The organism is Nostoc sp. PCC 7524, from assembly GCF_000316645.1.
In the GTDB taxonomy this organism is placed as follows: domain Bacteria; phylum Cyanobacteriota; class Cyanobacteriia; order Cyanobacteriales; family Nostocaceae; genus Trichormus.
The window spans coordinates 658,087-679,891 of record NC_019684.1 but is presented as its reverse complement, the minus strand read 5'-3'; the positions used below and the strand labels follow the sequence as shown (position 1 = coordinate 679,891).

16 protein-coding genes are annotated in these 21,805 nt (G+C 43.1%); 6 read left to right on the top strand and 10 right to left on the bottom strand.

Annotation, left to right across the window (positions count from 1 at the left end; all coding sequences use genetic code 11):
• Position 1: 1 nt before the first annotated feature.
• The 4 genes from NOS7524_RS28155 to NOS7524_RS02800 form a co-directional block, all read right to left on the bottom strand.
• Positions 2–247, bottom strand: a complete 246-nt coding sequence (locus NOS7524_RS28155; RefSeq protein WP_015136951.1) for a hypothetical protein — start codon at positions 245–247, stop codon at positions 2–4.
• Positions 248–760: 513 nt separating this feature from the next.
• Positions 761–2,650, bottom strand: a complete 1,890-nt coding sequence (gene dnaK, locus NOS7524_RS02810) for a molecular chaperone DnaK (RefSeq protein WP_015136950.1) — start codon at positions 2,648–2,650, stop codon at positions 761–763.
• Positions 2,651–2,817: 167 nt separating this feature from the next.
• On the bottom strand, positions 2,818–3,285 hold the full coding sequence (locus tag NOS7524_RS02805) for an Hsp20/alpha crystallin family protein (RefSeq protein WP_015136949.1): 468 nt from the start codon (positions 3,283–3,285) through the stop codon (positions 2,818–2,820).
• 221 nt (positions 3,286–3,506) lie between these two features.
• Positions 3,507–4,472, bottom strand: a complete 966-nt coding sequence (locus NOS7524_RS02800) for a stage II sporulation protein M (RefSeq protein ID WP_015136948.1) — start codon at positions 4,470–4,472, stop codon at positions 3,507–3,509.
• A gap of 81 nt (positions 4,473–4,553) precedes the next feature.
• On the opposite strand from NOS7524_RS02800, the gene NOS7524_RS02795 reads away from it, so the two are divergent.
• Together NOS7524_RS02795 and NOS7524_RS02790 are read left to right on the top strand one after the other, a co-directional pair.
• Positions 4,554–5,408 (top strand): DUF975 family protein, encoded by an 855-nt coding sequence (locus NOS7524_RS02795; protein WP_015136947.1) that lies wholly within the window; start codon positions 4,554–4,556, stop codon positions 5,406–5,408.
• Positions 5,409–5,429: 21 nt separating this feature from the next.
• Positions 5,430–6,227: an RDD family protein gene (locus NOS7524_RS02790; protein WP_015136946.1), complete on the top strand. Its 798-nt coding sequence runs from the start codon at positions 5,430–5,432 to the stop codon at positions 6,225–6,227.
• Between the two features lie 126 nt (positions 6,228–6,353).
• On the opposite strand, the gene NOS7524_RS02785 is transcribed toward NOS7524_RS02790, so the two are convergent.
• On the bottom strand, positions 6,354–7,139 hold the full coding sequence (locus tag NOS7524_RS02785) for a DUF1868 domain-containing protein (protein WP_083882573.1): 786 nt from the start codon (positions 7,137–7,139) through the stop codon (positions 6,354–6,356).
• A 170-nt stretch (positions 7,140–7,309) separates the two neighbouring features.
• Here NOS7524_RS02785 and holA point away from each other — a divergent pair, with 170 nt between their 5' ends.
• Positions 7,310–8,299 carry a DNA polymerase III subunit delta gene (gene holA / locus NOS7524_RS02780; protein WP_015136944.1) on the top strand — a complete coding sequence of 330 codons (990 nt, stop codon included), beginning with the start codon at positions 7,310–7,312 and terminating at the stop codon, positions 8,297–8,299.
• Between the two features lie 102 nt (positions 8,300–8,401).
• Positions 8,402–8,863, top strand: a complete 462-nt coding sequence (locus NOS7524_RS02775) for a DUF4168 domain-containing protein (RefSeq protein ID WP_015136943.1) — start codon at positions 8,402–8,404, stop codon at positions 8,861–8,863.
• Positions 8,864–8,949: 86 nt separating this feature from the next.
• On the opposite strand, the gene NOS7524_RS02770 is transcribed toward NOS7524_RS02775, so the two are convergent.
• Positions 8,950–12,870 (bottom strand): hybrid sensor histidine kinase/response regulator, encoded by a 3,921-nt coding sequence (locus tag NOS7524_RS02770; protein WP_015136942.1) that lies wholly within the window; start codon positions 12,868–12,870, stop codon positions 8,950–8,952.
• Between the two features lie 696 nt (positions 12,871–13,566).
• Between NOS7524_RS02770 and NOS7524_RS02765 the strand changes: the two genes are divergently transcribed.
• Positions 13,567–15,114, top strand: a complete 1,548-nt coding sequence (locus tag NOS7524_RS02765; RefSeq protein WP_015136941.1) for an FAD-dependent oxidoreductase — start codon at positions 13,567–13,569, stop codon at positions 15,112–15,114.
• A gap of 245 nt (positions 15,115–15,359) precedes the next feature.
• Positions 15,360–16,190 (top strand): squalene/phytoene synthase family protein, encoded by an 831-nt coding sequence (locus NOS7524_RS02760; protein ID WP_015136940.1) that lies wholly within the window; start codon positions 15,360–15,362, stop codon positions 16,188–16,190.
• Positions 16,191–16,340: 150 nt separating this feature from the next.
• On the opposite strand, the gene NOS7524_RS02755 is transcribed toward NOS7524_RS02760, so the two are convergent.
• From NOS7524_RS02755 to NOS7524_RS02740, 4 genes are all read right to left on the bottom strand, one after another.
• Entirely contained in the window at positions 16,341–16,715 is a 375-nt protein-coding gene (locus NOS7524_RS02755; RefSeq protein ID WP_015136939.1) for a DUF2237 family protein, read from the bottom strand.
• 227 nt (positions 16,716–16,942) lie between these two features.
• Positions 16,943–17,959: an adenosyl-hopene transferase HpnH gene (hpnH, locus tag NOS7524_RS02750; protein ID WP_015136938.1), complete on the bottom strand. Its 1,017-nt coding sequence runs from the start codon at positions 17,957–17,959 to the stop codon at positions 16,943–16,945.
• 73 nt (positions 17,960–18,032) lie between these two features.
• Positions 18,033–19,016: a hopanoid-associated sugar epimerase gene (hpnA, locus tag NOS7524_RS02745; RefSeq protein WP_015136937.1), complete on the bottom strand. Its 984-nt coding sequence runs from the start codon at positions 19,014–19,016 to the stop codon at positions 18,033–18,035.
• Positions 19,016–21,778 (bottom strand): efflux RND transporter permease subunit, encoded by a 2,763-nt coding sequence (locus NOS7524_RS02740; protein ID WP_015136936.1) that lies wholly within the window; start codon positions 21,776–21,778, stop codon positions 19,016–19,018. The genes hpnA and NOS7524_RS02740 overlap by 1 nt, the downstream gene beginning before the upstream one ends.
• Positions 21,779–21,805: the final 27 nt, after the last annotated feature.

Genomic DNA, 21,805 nt, shown 5'->3' with positions numbered 1-21,805 from the left:
ATCAACCCAAATCAGTATCACTTTGGTAAGTCATTGGACGAGGTTTAGCCTTGTGAGTTGGCTGCGGCGATTTTTTGGGTGGTTGTGGTGGGCGACATCTCTCGCAATATAAAGGACGAGGCCCAAAAGTCTCGCGTTTTGTAGTTTCGTTGCACTCTTTACAGACGAAGTTAAAAACGCGTGTGTGAATTAGCCTTTGATGGGCTTTGACAGTATATTCTCTAACATTAATTACTTTACTGGCCATAATCAAGAATGTTGAATTTCAATCCTATCAATATAGCTATTCAAGCAAACAAACAGGGATCAGTGTGTGTTTACTTATCTACTCGATTCTAATCAGCAATTTTGTGCAGAACAATAAATGTCAAGTTGGCATAGTAGAAACCGGGAGTCATAAATTAGTCATCTTCTTAGCATATAGTTCATTATCAACATCTAGGTACTATTTACTTCCATATCTCTGAAGTATTAAATACAAAAAGTAGAACAATTTAGGAAATCACTATTTTCCGGGTTTCTTTACAAAGATTTATAACAAACCAATGAGAGTGTCCACATTGTACTTTTGCTACTCAAGTTTTATGCTCTTAGCAGGATGCAATCAAATATGATCTATATTTAGTGGACTTGTTCATCTGCCAAAATAGTAAGGAGTTTACATTTTCGATGTTTATCTACTGAAAGTGCTGAGTAAAAATACTTTACTCAGCACTCATTACGCAGCTCATCGCCCCGCTTCCGCTAACAGCACTCGCCACTATTTACTTTCGACAAAATCAGCATCAATCACATCGTCACCGCCGCCTCTTTCTTCACCTGGGGTTGTACTTCCCGTAGTTCCTGCGGCTTGGGCATAAACGGCACTACCAACTTGCATCAGGGCTTGTTGTAATTCATTGGTTAAAGACTTAATGCGATCGCTATGATCTTGATTAATCGCTTCCCGTAAATCGTTGACTAATCCTTCCACTCGACTCCTGTCGCTGGCGTTGACTTTATCGCCCAAATCACGCATTTGTTTTTCTGCTTGATATACCAGAGAGTCTGCTATGTTCTTGGCATCAATTTGTTCACGGCGCTGACGATCTTCGGCGGCGTGGGCTTCTGCATCCCTCACCATGCGTTCCACATCACGTTTATCCAGTGTAGAAGCACCTGTAATCGAAATCGATTGCTGTTTGCTGGTTGCCCGGTCTTTTGCCGTCACCGAGAGAATACCATTAGCATCAATATCAAAGGTGACTTCAATTTGTGGTACACCCCTAGGTGCTGGGGGAATGCCATCTAAACGGAAATTACCCAAACTTTTGTTATCTTGAGCTAATTCTCGTTCTCCTTGGAGGACGTGAATTTCGACATTTGATTGTCCATCGGCGGCGGTAGAGAAGGTTTCTGATTTCTTCACCGGGATGGTGGTGTTGCGTTCAATAATCTTAGTCATCACACCACCCAGAGTTTCCACACCCAAGGACAACGGTGTGACATCCAACAGCAGGATATCTTTGACTTCGCCTGATAACACACCCGCTTGAATGGCTGCACCTACCGCTACCACTTCATCTGGGTTCACTCCTTGACATGGGTCTTTCCCTGTTAGTTGCCGGACTAATGCTTGCACCGCAGGAATGCGCGTTGAACCACCAACTAAGACAACTTCATCCAGTTCAGCGTTAGAAAGTCTAGCGTCTTGTAATGCTTGTTGGACAGGCTTACGACAACGGTCAAATAAATCGGCGCACATCTCCTCAAATTTCACCCGTGTCAGGGTCATATCCAGGTGTTTTGGCCCTGCTTGGGTGGCGGTGATAAAGGGGAGATTGATATTAGTTTGCGTCGCACTGGAAAGTTCAATTTTGGCTTTTTCGGCGGCTTCTGTTAATCGTTGCAGTGCTTGCTTATCTTTTCGCAAGTCTACACCTTCGTTGTGTTGAAACTCATTAGCTAGCCAATCGACAATCTTTTTATCAAAATCATCACCACCTAAATGGGTGTCGCCACTGGTGGATTTAACTTCAAATACACCATCACCTACTTCCAAAATAGAAACATCAAAGGTTCCACCCCCAAGGTCAAACACTAAGATAGTTTCATTTTGCTTTTTATCCAAACCGTAGGCGAGGGCGGCGGCTGTTGGTTCGTTGATGATGCGGAGAACTTCTATACCAGCAATTTTTCCAGCATCTTTGGTAGCTTGACGTTGGGAGTCATTAAAGTATGCCGGAACTGTAATTACTGCTTGGGTAACTTTTTCTCCTAAATATTTGCTGGCATCATCTACCAATTTCCGCAGCACTTGGGCAGAAATTTCTTCAGGGGCAAATTGTTTACCAACTGCGGGACAGTCCAATTTGACATTCTCATTACTGTCACGGATGATTCGATAAGAAACCTCTGTGGCTTCATGGGTAACTTCATCAAATTTGCGTCCAATGAAGCGTTTGACAGAATAAAAAGTGTTTTCTGGGTTCATCACAGCTTGCCGTCTGGCAATCTGTCCCACCAAGCGTTCACCTGTTTTGGTATATGCAACAACAGAGGGAGTAATCCGTTGTCCCTCTGCATTGGCAATGACGCTTGGTTGTCCCCCTTCCATAACAGCAACACAAGAGTTCGTCGTCCCTAAATCAATGCCAACTACTTTTGCCATAAGAATTTCCTCTGTTTAGGGGTGTAGGGGATTGGGGACTGGGGACTGGGGACTGGGGACTGGGGATTGGGGATTGGATTTTCCCATCTGCTCCTCTGCTCCCCCTCGCGATTGTATATTTTTTTAGTTGTAAGTCCCTTAGAGTCCCTAATTCCCAGTCCCTCAAATTAACCGAGATTAACTTTCACAACTTTTTGTCTTTCAGATTCTGCTTTCGGCATGGTAAGACGGAGAATGCCGTTTTTGTATTCAGCTTGTACTTTGTCGTTTTGAATTTGACAAGGCAATGGTATTTCTCTGTGGAATCTACCGTACCGAAATTCAGAACGAGTCATGCCACCTTCTTCAGTCTTAGTTTCAGTTTTGCGTTCACCGTTAATCACAATAAATTCAGGAGTGGCTTCGACGTTAATATCTTTAGATTCTAAACCGGGTACTTCTAGTCTCAGATGAACGGCATCATCTGTTTCTTCGAGTTCAGCCGCAGGTATGAATGCCAATCCGGTTCTTTCACCACCATCTGTTGGCATTAATCTTTCCAGCAGACGGTTCATTTGCCGTTGCAAAGTATCAATTTCTCGGAATGGTTCTAAGCGTTCAATATCCCGGAATGGTTCCCATCTAATGAGTGCCATAATATCACCTCTACAATCCACTATTTGGGTTTAGGAAGCCTAATTTCACGCTTTTTAGTGCTAGGTGGACAGTATATTTTTCCGATTAATCTTTAGTGGTGAAAAACTCAATCTCAAGCTTCCTCACTAACACACTAGATCACTGTTAAATAGCTGTAGGTTCGGTTTTATGAACAGGGGCGATCGCAATAACCGTACAGAGAAATTCAATCTTTAAAATTCTAACTTTTGACGGATGTACGTTTGCGGTTACAGTATATGACTAAAATTATGAATAATCCTAAACCAAATAGATACTTTAATGGGTCTGGAACTATAGGATTAGGAGAGAAAAAGCCCTCAATTATCCCGGCAATTACTAACATTGGCACAATGCCAAATACTAATTGTACTGCTTGAGAACCATAAAATTTTAAGGCATCTCCCCGGCGATATTGACCAGGAAATAAAATTGCTTTTGCTAATAAAAACCCAGCCCCCCCAGCGAAAAAGATAGCGGGTAATTCTAAAGCACCGTGGGGAAAGACAAAAGCCCAAAAAGGATAAGCTAAATTGTTTTGACCTACCAAAGTAGCGATCGCACCAATTAATAAGCCATTAAATACCATGATATAGGTCGTAAAAGCTCCAACTGTCATCCCTCCAGCCACCGCACCAAAGGACACTTTGATGTTGTTAATCATAATGCCGCTAGAAGCCAAAGGTTCAATCCCCACAATCGAACCCATCCACAATTTATTTTCATCTCGCACTTGGGAAATTAATTGTTCTGGAACTATGAGGGACATAAATGTCGGATCTTGCCACGCATACCACCAAGCAACTATCACTCCCAAACAAAACAAAGCTGTAGCCGTAGCAGTATATGGAAATGTTTGCTGTATCACCTCTGGTAGTCCCCATCGGTAAAACTCCACCACAGCTTGCCATTCCTGCCGTCGTGAACCTTGGTAAATTTGTGTATATGCACGAGTGGTCAATAATTGCAAGTTTTGTATCAAAATATTACCAACTTGTTGCGTGCGGGCGCGGGCTAAATCTGCCGCTACGGAACGATATAAACTTGCTAATTCTCTAATTTCCGCAGCTTTCAGGGACTTTAACCCTTTTGTCTCTGCTTGCCTTAACAAAGCATCTAAACGCTGCCAGTTTGCTTCTCGTCGTGCAATCCAACGTTGAATATTCATAAATTTTGGGCATATTAGCAATTAACGTAGCTTAAGATAGCTTCAAATTCATACCCGTAATTTCAAGGAAAGTTCTACCTTATGGCAGGCAATCTTGGTTCTCCTGATCCTATACAACCACTGAGTGTAGGTAACGTTGTCAGTGCTGGAATGCGATTGTATCGTTCTCATCTGAAGGAATATTTTTTACTAGCTCTCCAAGCTTACCTATGGATACTGGTGCCTGTATATGGGTGGGCTAAATTTTATGCTCTCACATCCTTAATTTCCCGCTTGGCTTTTGGTGAATTGGTGAATCAACCAGAAAGCATCTCATCGGGTAAACGTTTCGTCAATTCACGGCTGTGGCAGTTTTTGTTGGCGATGCTGTTATTGTTTCTCGTGGGTATAGGTATTGTCATAGGGATGGTAATTATATTTGCCATACTAGGGTTGTTATCGGCGGCGCTAGTGGGAGGAATAGGACAGCAAGGAAATCCTGCTACGTTTCTAGTGATAGGTTTGATTGCCTTTGTGGTGGGGATTGTCGCTTTGTTAGCTGTTTTGTGGCTAGTGACAAGATTTTACTTAGTAGATTTACCCTTGGCTGTGGAAGATAACATTGATGGTGCGAGTGCGATCAGTCGCAGTTGGGAATTAACTAAAGGTTACGTCTGGCGAATACTATTGATTTCCTTTGTCGGATTTTTAATCACCATTCCAATCCAAATTGTGGTGCAAATTTTGACTAGGATTTTACAACTTGTTTTCTTACCCCTGATACAAGAGGGGGGTACTGTATATCTTTTGCCTTATCTTGTATTAGTCTTCGCTATCAGTTTTAGTAGTGGTGCGGTGATTGTGCCATTGTTGCAAACTATCAAAGCCGTGGTTTACTATGACTTGCGGAGTCGTCGGGAAGGGTTAGGCTTAAAACTACGCGATCGCGAAATTTAACCGCCAGCATTACTTGAAATTATGCACCTGTTTAACCGCGTTAAATACCACACACCAGAAAGTGTAGAGTTAGAATTCACCCTGGCTGGCATTGGTAATCGTGCTTGGGCTTTATTGATTGATTATTTAGCATTAGCTGCTATTTTGGTCATTTTCTTAATTGCCTGGATTATTATTGCCGGACAGTTATCAGATTTTTGGCAGCAAGTCTTTGGCTCTACAGTTGGCTTGTGGTTAATAGCCATTACATTTATTGTTAGCTTTGTCATTTATGCTGGTTATTTTGTCTTTTTTGAAACTTTATGGCAAGGGCAAACCCCAGGTAAACGAGCAGCAAACATTCGCGTAGTTCGTGATGATGGTAGACCAATTGGATTGCAACAAGCAACCCTGAGAGCTTTACTACGCCCATTTGACGAATTTTTATTTATTGGAGCTTGTTTAATAATTTTTAGTCGCCAAGAAAAACGCCTTGGTGATTTAGCTGCCGGTACAATTGTCATTCAAGCTGAAATACCCACAACATCAGCAAACTTTATAATTTCTGAGCAAGCAAAGTCATTTTATGAGGAACTGTCACAAATTACTGATTTATCAATACTATTACCTGATGATTTTGCTGTAATTAGTGAGTATTTAAAACGACGTAGTGCAATGTCACACAAAGCTAGAAACGCACTAGCTTTGAAATTAGCCCAACAACTCCAAGCCATTCTCAACATCCAACAACTACCAGAAAAGGTTTCTCCCGATGTACTTTTAGAAGCAGTTTATCTGGCATATCGAAATAGGGAGTGGGGAGTAGGGAGTGGGGAGTAGGGGAGCAAGGGAGCAGAGGAGCAAGGGAGCAGGGGAGCAGGGGAACAGAGGAGCAGAGGAGAATACTGATATTTATCTAGCCCAATCCCCAATCCCCAGTCCCCAATCCCCAGTCCCCAATCCCAACTAAAACTCTAAACTCGGCCAGTCTGTTTGACGATAATAGCGCGTCATATCGTCGAACTTCCGCAGTTCAACACGACGGATGAGGATTTCTGGCATATCTAGCCATTTTTGATTCAACTCAGTCAGTAAATTACCGAGATTTGTTCTGTCTAGTTCCGGTGTGACATCCCCGAAATAACCCAATGTGACATGGGCTGTAAAATGATAATGTTGTTCAATTCCTAAAGCGATTAGTTTGGGATTTTGATACACTGTGCGACGGAATTTAATAATCTGCTCATAGCAACGTTCGTCTTTAGGTACTAAACACACACCAATAGCCCTTGGCATTACTATCAGTCCCAAAGTTTGCCAAGAAATTCCATGACTTTCTTGTGTCAGGGATTGTTGATACTGTTGAAATGTTTCTGCAATGCAAGAGTGTAATTGTTGCTCAAAGTCAGGATTATTCTCAGAAGCATCTCGATAAGCACTGTCCCAAATCAAGTCTGCTAAAGTCAGATGAAAACTTGCCGCAGGTACAGGGACAATCAAATCTTTACCTAACGGTAACTGCAAAAGCTCCTGCTGATAAGCTGCTAAAGTAGCGTAGAAGGTTGAGTTATCTACATCTTCTGCTGCACTTGGAGTAATTAGGGTATAGCCAGGAAAAGGTACTGCTTTTCTAGATCCTGAAGACGGCTGAAATTTATAAGATTCTTGGATATGTTGAACTTGGGATCTGTAAGCTTCTGGTAGCGTCATTCTTGCTACCCGATTTAAATAGGTTTGGTAATTGTCGTCCAATCTTCGTTGCCTCGCGCTCTCACTTGATAGATTTTAGGGAAAATTTAAGTATGTTAACAGTTAGTTTAAATTAAGGGTACAGGAAGAAGGCGGAAAATAGTCAATGGGCAATAGGCAATAGTTATTCTCCCCTGCTCCCCTGCTCCCCTGCTCCCCACCGAGGTTATTCGATGCCCATCTACGTTTACTGGGGTGAGGATGATTTTGCCCTGGAAAAAGCGGTGACGCTGTTGCGAGATCGCATCCTCGATCCCCTCTGGATTAGTTTTAACTATACTGGTTTTCCACCCGAACAAAGCGATGCGGTGATTGCGGCTTTAAATCAAGCTATGACTCCACCCTTTGGTGCTGGAGGGCGTTTGGTATGGCTGAATAATACTACTGTTTTTCAGCAGTGTCCTGATCATCTGTTGGCAGAATTAACGCGTACTTTGTCAGTAATCCCTGAAAATTCGGTTTTATTACTGACTTCCCGCAACAAACCAGATGAACGCTTGAAATCTACGAAGTTGTTCAAACAATTGGCTACTGAGTACCGGGAGTTTCCCCTGATTCCACCTTGGAAGACGGAGTTACTCATACAAGCTGTTAACCAAGCTGCTCAAACTGTGGGGGTGAGACTGACAGCTAAGGCGGCGGAAGTTTTAGCGGAAGCTGTAGGTAATGATACACGACTACTTTACAATGAAATCGAGAAGTTACGTCTTTATGCTGAAGATGGTAATCAACCTATCGAAGTAGATACTGTTACACTTTTAGTCAGGAATAATACCCAGAATAGTCTGCAACTAGCCGCAGCTATTAGAACTGGGGACACGGCAAAAGCTTTGACTGTCTTGGCTGATTTAATCAATGCCGCCGAGCCAGGATTACGGATAGTTGCTACTTTGATTGGTCAATTTCGCACTTGGTTATGGGTGAAACTGATGATGGAAAGTGGTGAACGCAATTCCCAGGCGATCGCTCAAGCGGCTGAAGTTGGCAATCCTAAGCGGATCTACTTTTTACAGCAAGAAGTTCAATCTCTTTCTTTACGGCAACTTCTGTCTTGTTTACCACTATTACTAGAGTTAGAGTTTAGTCTCAAACAAGGCTTTGGGGAAATATCAACACTTCAAACTAAAGTCATAGAATTATGTCAAGTATGCCGACGCAATTGACAGTAATTACCACAACTGATGGTAAGTTTCTCTGGAACTTCTCACTCCAAAAATAATTCTCAGTTATTACAATATCCCTGCTGTCGCGCTGTGTCACACCTTATGAAGAAGATTGCTAATTTGTTCTACCAAACTAGAATGCAAGAGATACTTACCAAAACTTTATTTGTGGGCATGATTACAAGTGCTAGTTTGGTTTTTAGCACTTTAAAAGTTGATGCTCAAGTTACCTCAGTTAACAATATTGAAATTACTAACTACGCCAAAGCCGTGTTAGCAATGGAGCCAGCACGTCAGCAAGCTTTTGGGGAAATAAAAAAAGTTATTGGTAACGCTGATATTCCCAAGATAGTTTGTAATGACCCCAAAAGTATGAATGGGTTGCCAAGTCAGGCTAGAGATATTGCCGTTAATTACTGTAACCAATCTCAGCAAATTGTCGAAGAGCATGGTCTAAGTATTGATACATTTAATAAGATCACGATGGAACTGCAAAGTAATAACAATTTAAAAAGACAAGTTTACAATACATTAATCCGGCTACAGAAGAAACCAGGTTCTTAGTAGGGACTGGGGGTTGGGTACTGGGGACTGGGGATTGGGGATTGAGAAGAAATGCCTATTGCCTATTGCCTATTGCCTATTACCTATTACCTATTGCCTATTAAACTCGCAACAACTGTAGCCAACTCAGTCGGCTCAATCGGCTTAGGCAAATGTAGTTGATACCCTTCTTGTATGGCTCGTGTGCGATCGTCGGCTCTAGCATAGGCTGTTAGGGCGGCGGCGGGGATTTGGCCTCCTTGTTCTGGAGGTAGCGATCGCACTTGACGAATTAAGGCATAACCATCTTCCTGGGGCATCCCAATATCACTGACTAATACATCTGGTTGCCACTTGATCATCATCTGTAATGCTGCTTGTGCTGACTCCACAGTTCGGACTTCAGCTTGACATTGTTGTAAAACTGTGCTGACAAAATCACGAGAATCTGCTTCATCGTCTACCACCAGCACCCGCACTCCTGATAATGTGGGAAAAGCTGGTAAAGGGGTAGAATTGTCTGCTGTTGTCATGGCTGGTTCAATAGCTGTTTTACAACAATCTAGAAGTGGTAGCTTGACGGTAAAAGTTGCTCCTTGCCCTTCGCCTGGGCTGTCTACATGGACTGTACCACCATGCAACTCTACTAAATGCCTGACAATTGCTAAACCTAAACCCAAGCCACCGTGGGATCTGGTACTGGAACTATCAGCTTGGCGAAATCGATCAAACACGTAAGGTAAGAAACTGGGACTAATACCAATACCTGTATCCATCACTTGAATTTGAGCATAGTAGGTAATTGGTAGTTCCTTGTTGTGATGTTTCGTTGGTTCTCTCTCAATGATTTCCGAGAGCTTGATTTCTACTTTGCCCCCTCTAGGTGTGAACTTGATGGCATTTGTCAGTAAATTCCAGATAACTTGCTGTAAACGCTCTGGATCACCGGAAACTAGGAATTGGAGATTTTCTGAAGGGGGTTGCGGTGATTCCAAGTTAGAGCATAAGGAAAACTGCACATCAATATCTTTGGCTTGAGCAGCTAGGTTGATATTCTCAATGGTTGATTTAACGATAGATACCAGATTGCAACTGCAAACATTGAGACGCAACTTACCTCTAATCATTCGGGAGATATCAAGTAAGTCTTCAATTAGCTGGGTTTGGGCTTTAGCGTTGCGCTCGATAGTTTCTAAGCCTTTAGCTGTCTGAATTTCATTGAGTTTGCGGGACTTTAATAACTGCGCCCAGCCTAAGATAGCATTGAGAGGCGATCGCAATTCATGAGATAGGATAGCCAAAAATTCATCTTTCATGCGATTGGCTTCTGTGAGCTGTTCAGTTTGCTGTTGCAAGGAAGCAATTAATTCAGCTCGTTCCATCGCAATGGCAATTTGATCACATACCGCCTGCATCATGCCCTTTTGATTTTCGGTGAAGGAAGTCCGCGTGCGACTACCAAAACCCAAAGTTCCTAAAATTTTCCCTTGGGCTTTTAATGGGTAACAGTAATAAGCCGTTAGACCGACTAAGCGCAGTAATTCTGTTGTAGTATCAGTTAATTGCTGTACACTTTCTACACAGATTGACTGACGCTGTTGAGCGACAATACCGCATACTGCTTGTCCTAAAGACAACCACTCAATTTCTTTTGCTAGTTCTGGAGATAAACCTCTATATGAGGCTAATCGCATTACCTGAGTATTTGCTGGTTCTATTAAATAGTTGAAGTAAACATCCAATCCGATCTGCTCTGCCAGTTTATCAAAGCAACTATCGATAAGTGCCAAAGGTTCTTGGCTAGATAACAAGTCACTAGCGGTACTAAATAGTAATTGCAGCCTTTGATAGTTGAGTAACCGGGCTTTTTCTGCTTGCTTGAGATTAGTAATATCTTGAAATACTAATACACAGGTAGCTGGATAGTCGTGCATAGCCGGCAGGGTATCAGCAAATATCAGTAAAGAACGAATACCATTTTTGGTATGCCAGTCCATCTCTAGTCCATGCAAACTTTCTCCACGGGCAACCCTTACCCCTGGCATTTGCTCGTCAGGAATACGATTACCTGCTGCATCTGTGTAGTAATAGGCTGTGTGATACTCTGCGGCTGGTACACCTTTAGGAAATTCGCCCCCAGCTAATTCGTCAGCCGCACGATTGGCAAAAGTTACCCTCGCTGTTCCTGGTTCAATCAATAACAATGGTCTGGGCATTAAATTTAACACTGCTTCTAGCCATTGTTGCTGATTTCTTAGCAGTTCTTCTGTGTATTTGCGCTCTGTAATATCTAAAAAAGCGCCGATACAGCCTCTAGTCTTACCTTCTTCGTCAAATAATGGGGCTACATACTCCAGCAGCTTGGTAATTTGCCCATTTTTATGAACTACATCGACTTCAAAATCTAAAACTTCCACGCCATGAGCCGCAGCATACTGCATGGGTAGTTCTTCTGGTAAAAGTTCTCTCCCTTGACGGTAAACTTTGAATTGTGTCGGTTTTTCGTCAAGGGGGGCGCTGAGGGAGGCATTTATCTGTGGTGATATACCTAATTGCTTGGCAAAGGCGGGATTAACTTTGATGGTGTGACATTGGGGATCTTCCGCTATGCCAATCCCAATGGGGATGACTTCTAGCAAAGTTTGTAACTCTACAACGCGACGCTGTAAATCTTTATTGAGTTGGAGGATTTTTTCTTGGGCTTGTTTCGATTCCTGCAAGTTGATAATAAAGACTACTGACTCTTCTTTGTATTCTCCCAGTAGCACGTAACCTACTAACACAGGAATACGACTACCATCTTTGCAGATGTATTCTTTTTCATAGGGTGTACAAGCACCCTTGGGATTAGCACGGGCTTCGGCGATACCTTGCTCATCTAAGGTCAGATATTCTGGTGGTGTGATATGATTCCACTTTAAGCGCCCTGCCAATAAATCTTCTTGGGTATAACCCACCATCTCTAAAAATGCGTCGTTTGCCTGTTGAATACCGCCGTATATGTCGCCAAAGAGAATCCCTATGACGTTGGCATCTACAAAACTTCTGAGTTTTTGTTCAGAGGCTTTGACTGTGGCTTGAGCGCGATCGCGTTGTTGACTCAATAGTTCTATAATTACAGCACTTTGCCATACCAAAACGGCAAAAATGACGATTAAAATCACTGCAAATATAGAAACTGCATAAGCCGGGCCATATTGTCCGGCTCGTTGTCCTTCCACAATCAACCACCCTAGCAGCAAAGGCCCAGCGATCGCGCCTACTAATAAGCGCCTAGCCATTAAGCCGCCGTAGGTATCGCTGATGACTATCTTCATCAATCCCTGTTCTGCCCATCCCCACAAAAGTCCCATACACAGCACCATAAATAATATTGCTGTGTACAAACTCATACATGGAATATTAGAGGTAGTCAGACTATAAAAAACTTGTACTTTATACACATAGGCAATGATTACCTGTAGAGCAATCACAGCCGCAATCAAACTCAGCAGTTGAGCATACCAGTAGCTACGTTTATTTTGTTCATAAACTAATATTTCCAGGGCAGTACCTACCAAGAGAAAATTGAGGGCTGTATTCCATCCCATTCTTGCCGGATGCAATGTCGTCAATGGCATCGACGATTTACCCACAAGTAACTCATCAATACCTAAATTCCCACCAAAGATATATTGACTGAGGGTAAGGGTGGCAATGACGATAACAGCTACAGCACAAACTTCTGACAGACGTAAGTAGTTAACTTTATGATTCTTAGTTGTTGCTTCTGGTTCTAAGTTCCTGAAAGCAGCCCGTACTTGTCTCCAGGACAGAAACCATAATGCAACTCCTGATAGCAAAAAGCATAGTGCCGTGTTCGGTTTCATTGTTGCTGGGATATTCAGGAAAACAAGCTTCAGCGCCTCGATATCAAGCCACCAGCCAATCAATACCAAACTACCAACCAAAACCGCGATCGCACTCGCAACTTTTGCCACCAGTGAATTACGTGCTACTTGTAGTCGCAAGCGGTTGACCTCTAACATTGATATCTCTAAAACCGCATTTGTTTAAATTTTAATAGTTAGGCAGTATGTTTTAGATTTAACATACGTTTTTTCGTATTTTAAAATACTACTATTTAAGCAAAATTATATCTATCGATATATATACTTCTGTTGATAACTCAGTCTGATTTTAATAAAGTTCGTCACTACAATGTTGGTAGTATCGAGTTTGCATTCTGGCAACCTTTATAAATTATTCACAATCTCGGTTTCAAACCAATAAAATTTTAAATTTAAAATAGCAATTTTGTAGTATGTGTTTAAAGAAGAAAATTTTCAGATACTTTCTCCCTCTGCTCCTCTGCTGACACACTGATGGAATATTTTTTACTTGGAAGTCCCTAATATCAAGTTCGTGCCTACCCATAGCATTTTCGCTGCGTGAAGCGCACCACGCGGCGCAAAATTCTTTTTCATCTTCATTAAAGTAGATTGTTTAATTCTATCGAACTGTAGATATATTCAATAAAAATAACAGTCTAAAATGTGACAGTAAATAAATAGTATTAAGTCTGGCTTAACCTTGCTAGTGATAAGTGCATAAAGGCGAAAAACTTGAGCATTCCTAGTAGGAAATTTAGAACTAAACCCCTTTTTCCTAGCCTGTGGCAACGCTTTTGCAAACTGCCTTCTGCCTTTCTTAATAATTGAAACGCTATAAAAATCATAAAAATTATGCAAAGTAATTCGGGAAAAACTATATCAATTTGGATGACTACGGCAACAGTACCAGCCCAACCTGCGCTGGTAGAAAATACTCATGCAGATGTGTGTATTGTTGGTGCGGGGATGGCGGGAATGTCAACGGCCTATATGCTATCTCGTGCAGGTAAATCTGTGGTAGTGCTAGATGATGGCCCTGTCGGCGGAGGTCAAACAGAACGCACCACAGCACATTTATCAAACGTTTTGAGTTATCGTTACTATGAACTAGAACAAATACACGGTGAAGAACGTGCCAAATTAATTGCCGAAAGTCATACTACAGCAATTAATACTATAGAGGCGATCGCTACCCAAGAAAATATTGACTGTGACTTTACCCGATTAAATGGCTATCTTTTTCCCCCTGACCTGCAATCCTTGGATGAGATGGAAAAAGAATTAGCAGCTGCCCATCGCGCTGGACTTAGTAGTGTCGAACTTGTTAAACAAGCACCCCTAGAAGGGTTTGACACAGGTGTATGTCTACGCTTTCCCCAGCAAGGGCAATTTGACCCATTGAAGTATCTCACGGGATTGATTGCAGCTATAGAACGTCGTGGCGGCAGAATTTATACCAATACTCATGTCGAAAAAATTCAGGGTGGTGCAACTGCCCGTGTGGAAACTAGCAATGGTCAAGTAGTAACTGCTGATGCTGTAGTCGTAGCAACCAACTCTCCTATTAGTAATTTGGCTACTATGCACTTTAAGCAGGCTGCTTACATTACCTTTGTCATTGGTGCAGAAGTGCCTCGTGGTTCCGTTACTCAAGCATTATATTGGGATACCCTTGACCCTTATCATTATGTGCGCCTGCAAAATTTAGATGAGCAACATGATGTCTTAATTGTCGGTGGTGAAGACCACAAAACAGGTCAAGCTGACGATGCTGATGCACGTTATGCCAAACTCCAGAAGTGGACACAAGAACGCTTCCCAATGGCAGGAGAAATTTTATTTCGCTGGTCAGGTCAGGTAATGAATGCTGATGATGGGATTGCTTATATTGGTAAAAATCCTTTTGATGCAGACAATATCTACATCGCTACAGGTGATTCTGGTTTAGGGATGACCCACGGTACAATTGCCGGCATCCTGTTATCAGATATGATTTTGGGGAGAAAAAACACCTGGGCAGAAGTTTACGAACCATCACGGGCTAGAGTCGGTGCAGTTGGTGATTTTATCTCGGAAAATATCAACGTTGCTTCTCAATATTTAGATTGGGTGACACCAGGAGAAGTAGATTCTGTGGAAAAAATTGCCCCAGGTACAGGCGCAGTAGTGCGGAGTGGTTTAACTAAAATGGCTGCCTATCGTGATGAAAGCGGTAAATTGCACCAACATTCCGCAGTTTGTACCCATCTCAATTGTATTGTGAGTTGGAATTCTTCAGAGCAAACATGGGATTGTCCCTGTCACGGTTCTCGCTTTGATGCCCAAGGTAAAGTCATCAACGGGCCAGCTATTAATGCTCTTGCAGATATGTCAGTAGTGGAGAGAGGCAATAGGACATAGGGCATCTGGCATCTGGCTTGAAGAAGGCGGAAGGCAGTCCCAATGAAACTTGTTTCATTGGGACTGCCTTTTTTTGATGATTGGATAATTTGTTAATTTTGATACCAAAATAGATTAAAATTGCCAAGTAATACTAATACACATACATTTTTTTAGGTTTAGTAAAAACAATATCCAGTATCATCAAAAAAACTGCCAATTGTGTGAATTGTGTGTGGTGTAAAAATCAACAGAGGAGCGAAAACATGGATTTACGTAGTGATGCTTTGCAAATCCTCGAACAGACTAGCAGAACTTTTTATATTCCCATTAGTATTTTACCGCCAGGATTACAAGAGGCAGTTGCATCAGCATACTTGTGTATGCGTGCCATAGATGAAATTGAGGATCATCCAGAATTAGACAATTCTACGAAAGCCAAGCTATTAAACATGATTAGCTTGACATTACAGACAGGGGTGGATGGGTTTCCCGTAGATGCTTTTACGGCAGGGTTTAGCGGCTACGAGGATATTTTAGAAGAAGTCACCTTGAGAATTAGAGAATGGTCGCTACTAGCACCAGAGACGATCGCACCACGCATTTGGGATGCAACGGCGGCGATGTCAGACCGGATGGCTCACTGGGCAGAAATTAACTGGAAAGTTCATACAGAGTCTGACTTAGACCGTTATACCTTTGGGGTGGCGGGTGCAGTAGGATTATTACTCTCCGATTTGTGGACTTGGTACGATGGCACGCAAACCAACCGGACTCAAGCCATTGGCTTTGGTCGCGGCTTACAAGCAGTCAACATTCTCCGTAACCATGTTGAAGATTTAGGGCGTGGGGTAAGTTTCTTTCCTGATGGTTGGAGTGTAGCCAATATGCAAGAGTATGCCCTGCGTAATTTAGCTTTAGCAGATGCTTATACCAGCAATTTACCAAATGGCCCAGCGTTGCAATTTTGCCAAATTCCCCTAGCTTTAGCACATGGCACTTTGGAAGCTTTAGCTAACGGTAAAGAAAAACTCAGTCGCAATGATGTAGAAGCACTACTGAAGCAACTCAACACTGTCAACTTGACAGCTGGGTGATGTACTTAAATCAGTAATCAGTTATCAGGCGTATGGTGTAGTGTTACAGCTCACCAACGCATTCCTCAATGAGGCAGGGGGATTAGAGGAGCAGAGGAGAATTTCTACCCACTCAGCACACTGCTCACGCCCCGCTTCTCCTAACAGCACTTAGCACTCAGCACTGAAGGCGTGTTTTTTCAAATCCTCTAAATTACAAACTTCCAAAGCTCTAGCGTGGGTAGCAGTCAGCACTACAGGGGGAGCAACACCAGCTTCTAGAGCTTCTTGCCAACGGGAAGCGCATAAACACCAGCGATCGCCCGGCTTTAATCCAGGAAAATTATACTCAGGAAAAGGTGTGCTGAGGTCGTTGCCTCGTGATTTGGTAAACTCTAAAAACTCGGCGGTGACTTGAGCGCAAACAACGTGCATTCCCATATCATAAGCACCTGTGGAACAAAACCCATCACGGTAAAACCCAGTCATCGGAGAAGTACAGCAAACCTCTAAGTCTGTACCGAGTACATTTTTAGCCTCTGCCATTTGTAATTACCTATATTTTCTTGGTATTGTTTGCTATTTCTTCATTTATCAAGGTAGTCCCGATGAAGCAAGTTTCACAGTCAAACATGAAAGATGTCTTTCTCCCCCTGCCTCCCCTGCTACCCCTGCTACCCCTGCTCCCCCTGCTCTTTCAAGTCAGGGAAATGGGGACAAGGCAGACAAGCTAGAAAATTCCCAATGCCCAATGCCCCATTCCCTACTCAGCACTACTTCCCAAACACAGTCCCTAGAGAACGGGCTATGTTTTGCGGCTGCATCGCATCCATTGCGGCTGTTGGTTCATAGCCGCAGTGAACCATACAATCAGCACATTTGGGATTACCACTGGCGCGACCGTATTGACTCCAGTCGGTGGCTTCTAGTAATTCCTTAAAGGTGGTGTAATGTCCTTCATTTAATAGATAACAGGGTTTTTGCCAACCTAAAACACTGTAACTAGGACTACCCCAAGGTGTACATTCATAATCTTTTTCCCCAACGAGAAAGTCTATAAATAGGGGGTTGTGGTTGAAATTCCAGTTTTTCTGACCTGATTTGTAGGGTGCAAGGATTTCTCTGAACAAAGCGCGAGTTTGTTCCCGCTTGAGGAAATGGTCTTGATCTGGGGCCCATTCATAGCTATAACCAGGAGAAATCATCATCCCATCTGTATTTAGGGTTTCCAGAAAGTCGAAAAACTCCTGCATTTCTTTGGGGTCACAACCTTCAAAAATAGTTGTGTTGGTGGTGACGCGAAAACCTCTGGCTTTAGCGGCTTTGATGGCTTTGACAGCAATATCAAAAACCCCTTGACGGTCTACACATTGATCATGCCATTCCCGCATCCCATCGAGATGCACACTGAAAGTTAAGTAGGGGGAAGGCTGAAACTTATCAAGGCTTTTTTCTAACAACAAACCATTGGTACACAAATAAACATACTTTTTGCGTTCTACTAATCCCTTGACAATTTCGTCAATTTGGGGATGTAATAGCGGTTCGCCTCCTGGAATTGATACCACCGGTGCGCCGCATTCTTCCACGGCGGCGAAACACTGTTCTGGGGTTAAGTTTTGCTTGAGGATCTCTGTTGGATGCTGAATCTTACCACAACCAGAACAGGCCAAATTACAGCGAAATAGTGGTTCTAACATTAATACTAAAGGAAACTTTTTACGTCCTAAAAGACGTTGAGTTACTAGATACTTACCAATGTCTATAGCTTGTTGTAGATTAATCGCCATTTGTGTTAATTACTCCTCTCTGTATAGATCAAACCACAGTTTGTAGTCAGGACTAAAGTCCTGACTACGAACTTTAATCGACATAGCCATTTGCTACAAACCAATTCACCGCTTCTTTGAGGGCAACATTGATTGGGGATTGGGGTAAACCTAATTCTTTGACTGCTTTGGAGGCATCGTAATACATAGTTTGCTGTGCCATCCGTACACCATCTAAGGGGACTGAGGGAGTTTTGCCTAGGGGAGCGAGGATCTTTTCGTCAATCCAAGCGACACCGAAAGGTAGCCAATAGGGGACTGTCCTTTGGGGTGCTGGCATACCTGTGATGTCTGCGAGTTGTTCTAGTAATTGTTTGAGAGAGAGGTTTTGATGACCTAAAATATAGCGATCGCCTGTTTTTCCTTTTTGCAACGCTAATAAGTGTCCCCAGGCTACATCTCTTACATCAATGAAGTTGAGTCCTGTATTGACGTAGGCGGGCATTTGTCGTCGCAAAAACCGCAAGATAATTTCACCGGTGGGTGTGGGTTTGATATCCAATGAACCAATTGGACTACTGGGATTAACAATCACGATATCTTGACCATTGGCTACGGCTTTGATAGCTACTTGTTCAGCCAGAAATTTAGATTTTTTGTAATCCCCCATCAGCTTTTCTACAGGGCTTTGGTGCGTCTCATCAACTGCTTGACCGGATGCACCTACGCCAATCGCTGCAACGGAACTGGTGTAGACAGTGCGTTCAATCCCCGCTTTTTGGGCGGCATTTAGCACATTTTCTGTACCTTCCACGTTGTGACGATAGAGTAAATCCCGGTCTTTTTGCCACAGAGAATAATGGGCGGCGACATGAAATAGATAGTTGCAATCAAGCATCTGTCGCCACAATTCAGGATGATTGAGATTACCCTTGACAATTTCCACGTTTAACCCTTGCAGGTTGCCCAAGTTACTGTTAGGGCGTACCAGTGCTTTGACTTGGTATCCCTGTTGCAACAATAAGCGCACCACATGAGAGCCAACGAAACCAGTCCCCCCTGTGACAAATACTTGCATTAGTTTTTCACCTTTTTAAATCGGGGGAACCAATCATCTAGAATGGCGTAGACTACCGGGATAACAATCAAGCTGAGAATGGTAGATGTGACCAAACCACCGGCAATAGCTACAGCCATAGGCGATCGCAATTCTGAACCCGCACCAAAACCCAAAGCAATGGGTAGCATCCCTAAGATAGTGGAAACAGTGGTCATCATAATTGGTCTGAGTCTGACTGGCCCCGCTTTCAAGATGGCTTCTGTACGTGTTAACCCAGCTTGGCGTAATTGATTAATGTAATCTACCAACACAATGGCGTTTTTGTTTGCCAGTCCCAATAAGAACACAAAGCCAATCAGTGAAATCATCCCGAAATCACTTTTAGTAAAGAGTAACGCCAGCATTGCTCCCACCACCGCTAAGGGGAGAGAAACACCGATGACTATGGGATCTACCCAGCTTTTGAACAGTAGTATCAACACAACGATGATACACAACGCCGATAAGACCAAAGTTGAAGCAAAACTCCCAAAAACTTCATTTTGACGGGCAGAATCTCCTCCTAAGTCTAAAGTGACACCAGCAGGTAACACAGATTTTGCTTCCGCGACGATTTGATCTGTAGCATCACCCAAAGTTAAATCCTTACCTAAATTGGCACTGATGTATGCTACCCGTTCGTTATTCAGCCGTTCAATCTGAAAAACTTGGTCTGATGTATTGGTATCGCCTGTAACTGTGACATCCACAAATCCTGGGATTTTGGTAATTCGGTCTTTAATGGTCTTAGCGGTTTCGTTTAAAGCTTTCAGGTCATTACCCCGCAGTGCTACCTGTAAAGGTTTTTGTCCGCCAGTGTCCACAAATTGAATATCTTCCACGCTGGTAGTTACACCAGGGAGTTTAGGTAAATTTTGGCGTAATTGGTCTTGTAATTCCGCCGTTTTAATTGTGCGGTCTTCCTTCAGCTTGACATAGAGCGTCCCTTTATTTGGCTCACCCTCACGAGAACCAACGGTAGTAAACACCGTTTCCACATCTGGGTATGTTTTCACTACCGCTTCTAGTTTTTTCGCCACCTCCAGGGATTCGTTGAGAGGGTTGGGGATTGGGATTGGGGATTGGGGATTGGGGACTGGGGATTGGGGATTGGGGATTGGGGATTGGGGATTGGGCAGAACTTTTTCTCCCCTGCTCCCTTGCTCCCCTGCTCCCTTGCTCCCTTGTCTTGCTAACTGCTGCAAGTCCACCAAATCAGGAATTTTAGGCAGAGGCGCAGTGTAGGTAATGTTGAATTCGCCGCGATCTAATTTAGGGATAAAGCCTTTGGGAATGAAGGGAATTATGGCAATTCCAGCAACAAAACTGAGGACGGCTAAAGCAATAACTATTGTGCGGTGGTTCAAAGACCAAGCCAGTAAGTTGCGATAAGCTTCGGTAAAATATGCCCCAATGTTTAGTTCTCTGCGTTGGGAAGTTGTCGCAGGTGGTTTTAGCCAGTAAATAGATAGGACTGGTGATAAAGTCCGAGCCACCAATGTAGAAGCGATATAGGAGGCGGAAACAGTGATCCCGAATGGTTTGAAGAACTGTCCAACGACTCCACCCATCAAACCAATAGGTAAGAAAACCGCTATGGCTGTGGCGGTGGTGGCGACGACTGTTAAGCCGATTTCATCTGTAGCTAGGTGTGCGGCTTGGCGAGGGCTTTGCCCTTCTTCGATGTGCCGCAAGATGTTTTCGACATCAATAATTGCATCATCAATGACACTACCAATAACTAAGGCTAAAGCTAATAAGGTAATCGTTTCTAGGTTAAAGCCAAACATCGCCATGACGATAAACGTCGCCAACAAAGATGTCGGAATTGCTAAGGCAGAAATGAGAGTGGCGCGCCAATTCCATAAAAACGGAAAAATCACCACAATTGCCAATACTATAGCTTCTATCAACGCATCTATGGTTGACTGGGTAGCATCACGGATATATTCAGCTTGGGTAGCCGCTAGGGTGAGTTTAATATCTTTCAGGTTATTGCGGAGTGTTTGGACTTCCTTTTCAACTCGACTGACTACTTCCAAGGTATTAGCATCACCACGCTTGATGACTTGAAATGCTAATGCGTTTTGACCATTAAATCTGACTAAAGTCGCTCCCCCTTGAGGCAAAGCCGTCGTGGTACTTGTGGGGTTGATGGGAGACGATGGACTAGGAGCGCCTAATAGTGAGACTTTCAGAACTCCTGGTAATTTAGCGATCGCTGGTATAATCTTGTCGTTTGCCAGTTTCGTTAAATCATTGAGATTCTTGGTAGAACTTTCAATGGCATAACTCACGGCTGCTGATTCATTTAAGTTCAAGGGAATAATTTTATAATTTGCTCCCTGGGGTAAAGTCAGCTGCTTGAGTGCAGTTTCAACATTGCCAGTTGATGTTTCTAGATTCGTACCCACAGCAAACGACAAACTCACAGCCGCTTGTCCAGGATAACTAGATGAGCGAATATCCTCCAATCCTTCTAGAGAACGCAGGCGTTCTTCTATCGGGATGGCTAGCTTCGCTTCAGTATCAACAGCATTTGGCAGGGGTGCAGTAGCATTTACTACTACTACCGGAAAGGTAATATCTGGAAACAAAGCATACTTGAGTGAACTGAAAGCCAGAAACCCAGCTACAGCCACCGCTATCCAGAAACTCACCGTTAGCCATGAAAACTCAATGGCTAATCGAGAAATATTAAAACGCTCTCGTGCAGATTTTGAGCCACTAAGCTTTGCCATCTTGGAAAATCATCACGCGGAAGACAT

Bases quoted from the DNA above. Each gene is read 5' to 3' on its own strand.
- NOS7524_RS02760 (WP_015136940.1), top strand. From the start codon at position 15,360: ATGGATTTACGTAGTGATGCTTTGCAAATCCTCGAACAGACTAGCAGA.
- NOS7524_RS02805 (WP_015136949.1), bottom strand. From the start codon at position 3,285: ATGGCACTCATTAGATGGGAACCATTCCGGGATATTGAACGCTTAGAA.
- hpnA (WP_015136937.1), bottom strand. From the start codon at position 19,016: ATGCAAGTATTTGTCACAGGGGGGACTGGTTTCGTTGGCTCTCATGTG.
- NOS7524_RS02765 (WP_015136941.1), top strand. From the start codon at position 13,567: ATGCAAAGTAATTCGGGAAAAACTATATCAATTTGGATGACTACGGCA.
- NOS7524_RS28155 (WP_015136951.1), bottom strand. From the start codon at position 247: ATGGCCAGTAAAGTAATTAATGTTAGAGAATATACTGTCAAAGCCCAT.
- holA (WP_015136944.1), top strand. From the start codon at position 7,310: ATGCCCATCTACGTTTACTGGGGTGAGGATGATTTTGCCCTGGAAAAA.
- NOS7524_RS02755 (WP_015136939.1), bottom strand. From the start codon at position 16,715: ATGGCAGAGGCTAAAAATGTACTCGGTACAGACTTAGAGGTTTGCTGT.
- hpnH (WP_015136938.1), bottom strand. From the start codon at position 17,959: ATGGCGATTAATCTACAACAAGCTATAGACATTGGTAAGTATCTAGTA.
- NOS7524_RS02800 (WP_015136948.1), bottom strand. From the start codon at position 4,472: ATGAATATTCAACGTTGGATTGCACGACGAGAAGCAAACTGGCAGCGT.
- dnaK (WP_015136950.1), bottom strand. From the start codon at position 2,650: ATGGCAAAAGTAGTTGGCATTGATTTAGGGACGACGAACTCTTGTGTT.
- NOS7524_RS02775 (WP_015136943.1), top strand. From the start codon at position 8,402: ATGAAGAAGATTGCTAATTTGTTCTACCAAACTAGAATGCAAGAGATA.
- NOS7524_RS02740 (WP_015136936.1), bottom strand. From the start codon at position 21,778: ATGGCAAAGCTTAGTGGCTCAAAATCTGCACGAGAGCGTTTTAATATT.
- NOS7524_RS02790 (WP_015136946.1), top strand. From the start codon at position 5,430: ATGCACCTGTTTAACCGCGTTAAATACCACACACCAGAAAGTGTAGAG.
- NOS7524_RS02795 (WP_015136947.1), top strand. From the start codon at position 4,554: ATGGCAGGCAATCTTGGTTCTCCTGATCCTATACAACCACTGAGTGTA.
- NOS7524_RS02770 (WP_015136942.1), bottom strand. From the start codon at position 12,870: ATGTTAGAGGTCAACCGCTTGCGACTACAAGTAGCACGTAATTCACTG.